Here is a 6576-nt window from a genome sequence, read left to right on the forward strand (position 1 = left end):
ACACGTGGAGATTCAATGAAGCCCATCTTGCTTGCGTTAGCATTCATCTGCGTCGCCAGCTTCAAGTTCTTCGCTGTCATGTCGGAGAACGAGTTCATTCCGGGGGCAATCATGTTCACCGCAATCTTCGGAGCACCACAGCTGATCTGGCTATGGTTCCTGCGCACACGCCTACTGAATGATGGTCAGATCAGATCCGCAGTCTTTACGCTCACCGCTTTCCTCTTTTCTTCTGTCCTATTTGGGTCTTTTCCTGGCGTTTCGCGGCCATCCTGGGGCGGCGAGGGTCACTTTGAAGTTCCGGCTGCATTCCTCGTCGAGGGCTTCATCAGTGTTCTCGGAATTCTTGTATTCGTTGCACGCGGGAAGCGGAAAAATGAGAGTGTCGACTAACAATTCATTCAAGCCGACGCCGCTTTGCGGCGCGGCTTAATTCAGGCGTTAGGTGGCATTGGTAAAAATTGGTGATGGTTTCTGCTTCGGCTAATTCATTAGCTGTTTGCCAGTTGGCTCCGGGCACCGCTCTTCAATGTTTTCCGCATTGGCAAGTTCACGGCTTCGGCCCAGGCTTTATTTCTGCTGCACAATCATTGCAGCTGGCTTCGGCGGCTCCACGCAGCATGGCTTCAGTGGCAAGCCCCGGTTCCGCAAGCTGTGGCACTATCAGCCTTCGTCGTGCAGTTCAGGCGGGTGGTTTTGGTCAGTGGCTAAACATCTAGGCCAATCCCACCTAACAAGTCATTCAAGCCGACGTTGCTTCGCAACTCGGCTTAATTCTGGCGTTAGGCGTGGTGGAACAAAACCTTCAGGTGGTTTCGGCTTCGGCAGTTTCCCGGTACCACCTGGCCACGGCTTCGGTCGCACCGCGCTTCAAGGCTCACCGGGCAAGCCCCGTCCCGCAGTCTGTGGCAAGCTCAGCAAAAGGCGGCAGTGCTGGGGAGCACGGTTGCGGCATCAAACCGTTCTGGCCACTCACTGCCTAACAAGTCATCCAAGCCGACGTTGCTTCGCAACGCGGCTTAATTCTGGCGTTAGGCCTGACAGGGGGAAGCATGCAGCATCGCGTAGTGTTTAGGGAGATTACCCGCGAGGACCTCGACAGGCATTGTCCTTTCATGCCGGAAGAGCATGAGTTTGAGATGCACCTCAATGCACTCGCTCAAGATGCCGAGTGGCTAGAAGGCGTCACAGAAGTCAGTCGTGATGGCTCGCACGCGATTGTTGTAACGACAGACGCGACGCTTGACCTTCTCAAGGAAAGGCTCGTTCCACTTCTTCAGAATCACTGGGCCTACTTGCGGATCGAGCTTTGATTGCCGTGGCGGGAGTCAGGCCTAACAGTTCATTCAAGCCGACGCCGCTTCGCGGCGCGGCTTAACTCAGGTGTTAGGTGCCCTATGAAAGCTGCTGCCCTGGCTATAACCGTCCTCTTGTTGCTCTCACCGGCTGCATCTGCGTGCTCTGACCCGATCGTGCCTTCGTTTCAAGAAAATCTCGCTAGGGCGGAACACATCTTCGTTTTCCGTCTCACATCGCTCGAACTAGCAGATTCCTATCCTTGGCCTTCGAATCTCAAGGGCAACATCAACATCGTCCGTGTACTGAAGGGCGCTGCTCCAGCGACGGCCAAAGTAGCTCTAGAGGGCAGCTGTTGCGGGATAAAGCTAGTCGTGGGGCGCTATTACCTTGCAGTGCTCGAAAGCGACCCGGACGTTTTGAGGCTGTTGCCTGGGGATCAGTCAATTCTGGACGTAACAGACGACTTCAAAGCCGGGGAGCCCGGGCGTGCGCCAAACCCGTACGGCGTATGGCCCGTCCAGCAGTATTTGCTCGGCCATGCATTGCCTGCTGACTATCCTTCGGAGTACCAGCTAGAGTCCACGCTCAGCGAGTAGCCCGGGTAAGCAACGCGCACCCGGGGCTCAGTCAATGCCTGCATTGCGGTGTTTCCCCAGGTGCGGCCGATGGCCTTACCCGGGCCGAAGTACGGTGCCAGATCCACCTTTACAAAAGCAATTAGTTCAAACCTATTGCCCTGACCTGCGCGCCGCCTACAATTCCGCCTCCACCGCACAACAACTCGCAACTACGGGGACGGCTTCAACATGGAAACCAATGCAATTCTGGCATGGACGCTGGTATCGGAATGCCCGATTCCGCAGGACGTGAACGATATCCTCGTGCCCGGCGAGACCGCCGTAGCGGCCTACAAGACTTTCCGCGATTCAGCGGTGTTCACCAACAAGCGGTTGATCGTGCGCGACGCGCAGGGCATCACCGGCAAAAAGGTGGAGATCTATTCGCTGCCGTACTCTTCGATCTATATGTGGTCGTCGGAGAACGGCCACGGCCTGTTCAATTTCAACTCCGAGATCGAACTCTGGACCAAAGCCGGCCATATCAAGGTCAACCTCAACAAGGGACTGGACGTCCGCCGTCTGGACAACCTGATCGCCCAGGCGGTTCTGGGCGGCACAGTCGCACCGGCCACCAGCATGGCTCAGGCGGCGCCCGGCAACCCACCGCCGTTGCCGTAACCAGCAAGTCGCCCGGGTAGGCAATGCGCACCCGGGACTTATTCAATGCCTGCATTGAGGCGTCTCCCCGGGTGCGGCCGATGACCTTACCCGGGCTACTCGGCTGATCAACGGCCCGGCCATTCGCTCAAGCCGCACCCGCCTGGCGGGCTTGCTCATTCCGATTGGCAGGTGCCAGGGACCGTACCGCCGATGCCACGGCGGCGACGCGCCCCAGACATCGATTCGACTTACAGCACATAAGGAGACGACTCATGCGTTTGTGGATGATGCTTCTACTCGCCCTGGGACTGGCAGGCGGATTTAACTGGTGGAGCAAGCGTGCCCCCTCCGCCCTTCCCACGATCACCGCAGACAGCGGGGTCAGCAGCAATGGATTCATTCCGGTGGAAATGCCCGGCGGCACACCACGTAATACCGTATTGGTTCTGGCGCCACCCAACTGTCCTTCGGAGCAGGCGCAAAAGGCCGAAGCCTGATCCAGGCACTGAAAGATCATGGTATTCCCGTCAAAAGGGGCAGCTCGATTTCCTTCGAGCTTGCAAATCCCGATGCGGAGCAGCGTGCGGCGGTGGATCGCACCGTCGAGGTTTTCAAACAGGGCGCGCCAGCCGTATTTATCAACGGCATGGGAATGTCCAACCCCAGCTTCGCGCAGGTTGCTGCAGTTTACGAAGACAGCCGTCGCTAGAGCGGTTTGCGTCGAGGCGATGCAGGATATGGAAGATGCCCCGCCTGCTGGCGTTTGGGTCCGCCGCGCCAGCATCTGCGACGGGCGGCTCCCATCCGCCGGATAAGCTCCGAGCTACTCCGTTGAGGTTTTTTTTGCGGTTCCGGTGAAGTTCGGAACCGGCGCTTCCGGGCCTGTGCGCCATCCAGCGGTGGCTTCTGGAGCGGTCCATACGTCGCCACCAGCTTTCTCCGTGCAGTCCACCGTGATGACCGGAAAGCCGGTCGCAGCCGCTGGATCTGGTTCGTGGTTGAAAACCGGACAGCTGAAAAAAAACGTTCCAGAAAGTTTGGCGTCCACCTATGGCCTTCAGATTGGACTTTCAGGATGAACATGAACCCGAGATCGGTGACGCTCAACGTCCATGTATTTGTGGCTGTCGCCAGTTACCTGGCCTGCTTCTTCTTTCCGGCCATCTATGTCGGTGGGAATTTCGAGCCGCAGTCGTCCCTTGGTCTGCTGCTTATGGGATGGGCAGCGGCACTTGAATTGAATTTCGGCTGGTTCGCCAATCCCGCATTTCTGATCGCGGCATTCCTGGCACAAAAGAAACCGCGGGCCTCGGCAATCCTGGCTGTCGTGGCGCTGGCATTGGCGCTTTCGTTCCCGCTGTATAGGCATGTGCGCGTGCACGAAATATCTTCACAGTCGCCGGTCAGCGCCTATGGTTGGGGATATGCACTGTGGGTGATGTCGATGGCACTGCTTGCGGCCGGACAGTTTGCCCGCCTCCGCCTTGGGCGTGAAAGCCTAGTCCTGCTGGCGGCCCTGTCAGCCGGAGGAATGGTTGCCATGATGTATGGAATCTATGGTGCTTCCGGATCTGGCGGACTGCAGGCGCACGCGAAGGAACGGGATCGCGTGTTTGATGCCAGCTGCGTCACTGCAGGCATGCAGGTTGTGCGGCGTGCAAAGGACGTGCGCAGTGTGTTCCTGGCACCGGATTGGAGTTGGACGATCGCACCACGAGGTTCGCGGGCATCCAAACTCAAATATCGAACGTATGGCGCAATCATGCGCAATGGCCTCCTGCGTAGTGGGAAGCTCGATTTTGTGGTGACGACCGCTCCCGAAGGACAGCAAGGCTACTTTCAGTTCACACCGGACAACATGGACGGCATCACAGTGCCGCAGCCACAAGGCAGGTATGCGGTGCTGACCCGGGCACGCGATTTCCCCTGGCCGCTCGGACTGCAAGGTGAAACCATTGAGATCAAGGATCGAGGCGACGGTTCATTGCTTGCCAGTGCCAGCTACGTGCTGGATACGCAATCGGGCCGCTATTGCGGTCCACCCGGAAATACTTTTTCGGCGCAGGCATTCGCTGCCGAGGTATTGGGGCTGTAGTCCCTCCCAGGCAGGGGCGGATGCCCGCTTCGCCCGAGCGCGGCACATTCGCCACAGCCGCCCCCTCCCTGCCCGTCAGGATGTCCGGTCGATGCCCGTGTCCCCGGTGTCGGCCGGTGCGCAGACAGCCCCTCTGTGGTAGCCGCTTCAGAAGCTTCATCGCGGTATTCCCCACTTGGGCGGTTGCTGTGCCCCTCGGTCGCATGCCGGTGGCGAGGGGGCCACCACCGTGACAGGTTGCCCCACCTCTGCTCACAACGGATGTCTCCATGAAGCGGCACTTCCCGACCCTGTCGCTGGCGTCATCGCCGGCATCGATACGCAAGCGTTGGGGCCGGCACGCCATCGGGACAGCAACCTTGCTGTGCGCGGCACTGTCCGCCGGTGCCCCTGCGCTGGCTGCCGACGCCTGCACGCTGGCCGATAGGCCGGAGGCGGATTGGCAGCTGCGCGTGCCGTTCGAGGTGATCGATGGCCGCATCTACGTTCCGGTGGGCGTCAACGGCCGCGGGCCGTTCCGGTTTGCCGTGGATACCGGCGCCAGCGGCATGGGCCGTGCGGACACCAGTCTGGTCTCGGCACTGGGATTGACGGTTCACGGGCAGGCGGACAATTCCGATGGCGTAACCCGTGCCCAGGCGGATGTGACACGGCTGGATTCGTTGGCACTGGGCGGCCTCGTCCACCGCGATCTTGAGGTCATCACCCGCGATTACAGCGGCAACAAGCCGGCGACCGAGACGTTCTCCGGCATCCTCGGCCGGGAGTTCTTCAGCGACGGGCTGCTGGTCATCGATTATCCGGAAAAGACCCTGTACTTCTCGCGGACGTTGGCGCTGGCTCAGGAGCAGCCGGGCGCGATCGGCTACGAGCGCGCTTTCCGCATCCCGGTGACCATCGGCGGGGTGGCAACCAGCGGCAATCTGGATACCGGCGCGAACGTGAGCTTCGTGCTGCCGCAATCGCTGTATGCCCAGCTGGCCGACACCCCGCTGCAACGCGCCGGCACCGGCACGCTGTCCAACACAACCCTAGAAACCGGGCGCGCGCAGCTGCCTGGCCCGTTCCGCCTGGGCGACGTGACGCTCGCCAACGTCGAGGTCCGTGTCTCCGGGCGTTATCCCGAACTGCTGGTGGGTGCCCATGTGCTGCAGCAGATGACGGTGATGATCGACCAGCGCTCCCGCGCCATCGCCCTTTGCCAATAGCCACGGCGCGCTCGGGGTCCACTGTCCATCCGTATCAGCGCCAGAACGGCGCTGATCGGGCCGACCAGGCTTGCCGAGCGTACTACTCGGACCGCCGGGCAATTTGCCAGGAGCGTCGAGCTTTCTGCTCGGACGACGGAGCAATCTGCCCGGTGGACGGAGCTTTTTGCCCGGAGCGCCGAGTAACTGAGCTCGGAACGCCGGGCTATTTGCCCGGAGCATCGAGCTTTCTGCTCGGCGCACGGAGCTTTTCGCTTGGAGCGCCAAGTATCTGAGCCCGGAACACCGGGCAACTTGCCCGGAGCGTCGAGCTTTCTGCTCGGAAAGGCGGAGCAATCTGCCCGATGGACGGAGCTTTTTGCCCGGAGCGCCGGGTAACTGAGCCCGGAACGCCGGGCAATTTTCCCGGAACGCCAGGTTTTCTGCTCGGAAAGGCGGAGCAATCTGCCCGGTGGTCTGAGATTTTTGCTCGGGCCGCCGAGCACCTCAGCCCGGAACCCCGGGCTGTTTAACCGGACGACGGGGCGGTTTGCTCGAAGAGTCAGGCTTTTTTGCCGGCGCGCCAAGGCTCCCACCACGCCCACAGCTGGCGCGGCACCGCCCCCGCCGGTCCTCACCCTCGCCTTCTCCCCGCTCCCATAGAGTCGGTCTTCCCAACGCCCTGCAACCTCCACCGGCGTCCCAGCCCCCCTCCCAGGAGATCCCATGAGCAACACCTCCCCCGAAGACCGCCGCCCCACCCCCGATCCGGCCG

At 60.7% G+C, this 6576-nt stretch carries 7 protein-coding genes; all 7 read left to right on the forward strand.

Annotation, left to right across the window (positions count from 1 at the left end; translation table 11 throughout):
• A partial coding sequence (locus tag JCM9942_RS09150) for a hypothetical protein (protein WP_218185475.1) occupies window positions 1-393 on the forward strand: 393 nt, incomplete at its 5' end.
• 659 nt (window positions 394-1052) lie between these two features.
• On the forward strand, window positions 1053-1313 hold the full coding sequence (locus tag JCM9942_RS09155; RefSeq protein ID WP_157722841.1) for a hypothetical protein: 261 nt from the start codon (window positions 1053-1055) through the stop codon (window positions 1311-1313).
• An 84-nt stretch (window positions 1314-1397) separates the two neighbouring features.
• Window positions 1398-1895 carry a hypothetical protein gene (locus JCM9942_RS09160; protein ID WP_054659179.1) on the forward strand — a complete coding sequence of 166 codons (498 nt, stop codon included), beginning with the start codon at window positions 1398-1400 and terminating at the stop codon, window positions 1893-1895.
• A gap of 210 nt (window positions 1896-2105) precedes the next feature.
• Entirely contained in the window at window positions 2106-2537 is a 432-nt protein-coding gene (locus JCM9942_RS09165) for a PH domain-containing protein (protein WP_083468480.1), read from the forward strand.
• A gap of 254 nt (window positions 2538-2791) precedes the next feature.
• The gene (locus JCM9942_RS18985; protein WP_157722842.1) at window positions 2792-3016 is read left to right on the forward strand and encodes a hypothetical protein; all 225 of its coding nucleotides are present in this window, start codon (window positions 2792-2794) and stop codon (window positions 3014-3016) included.
• A 578-nt stretch (window positions 3017-3594) separates the two neighbouring features.
• A complete protein-coding gene (locus tag JCM9942_RS09170; protein WP_157722844.1) occupies window positions 3595-4614 on the forward strand; it encodes a hypothetical protein in 1020 nt (339 codons plus the stop codon).
• A 269-nt stretch (window positions 4615-4883) separates the two neighbouring features.
• Window positions 4884-5822 (forward strand): pepsin/retropepsin-like aspartic protease family protein, encoded by a 939-nt coding sequence (locus JCM9942_RS09175; RefSeq protein ID WP_083468481.1) that lies wholly within the window; start codon window positions 4884-4886, stop codon window positions 5820-5822.
• The last annotated feature ends 754 nt before the right edge of the window (window positions 5823-6576 follow it).

The sequence above is a fragment of the Stenotrophomonas pictorum JCM 9942 genome (assembly GCF_001310775.1).
GTDB lineage: Bacteria > Pseudomonadota > Gammaproteobacteria > Xanthomonadales > Xanthomonadaceae > Stenotrophomonas > Stenotrophomonas pictorum.

What these genes read in the sequence shown, in the direction of transcription:
- JCM9942_RS09155 (WP_157722841.1), top strand. Translation starts at nt 1,053, where the DNA reads ATGCAGCATCGCGTAGTGTTTAGGGAGATTACCCGCGAGGACCTCGAC.
- JCM9942_RS09160 (WP_054659179.1), top strand. Translation starts at nt 1,398, where the DNA reads ATGAAAGCTGCTGCCCTGGCTATAACCGTCCTCTTGTTGCTCTCACCG.
- JCM9942_RS09170 (WP_157722844.1), top strand. Translation starts at nt 3,595, where the DNA reads ATGAACATGAACCCGAGATCGGTGACGCTCAACGTCCATGTATTTGTG.
- JCM9942_RS18985 (WP_157722842.1), top strand. Translation starts at nt 2,792, where the DNA reads ATGCGTTTGTGGATGATGCTTCTACTCGCCCTGGGACTGGCAGGCGGA.
- JCM9942_RS09165 (WP_083468480.1), top strand. Translation starts at nt 2,106, where the DNA reads ATGGAAACCAATGCAATTCTGGCATGGACGCTGGTATCGGAATGCCCG.
- JCM9942_RS09175 (WP_083468481.1), top strand. Translation starts at nt 4,884, where the DNA reads ATGAAGCGGCACTTCCCGACCCTGTCGCTGGCGTCATCGCCGGCATCG.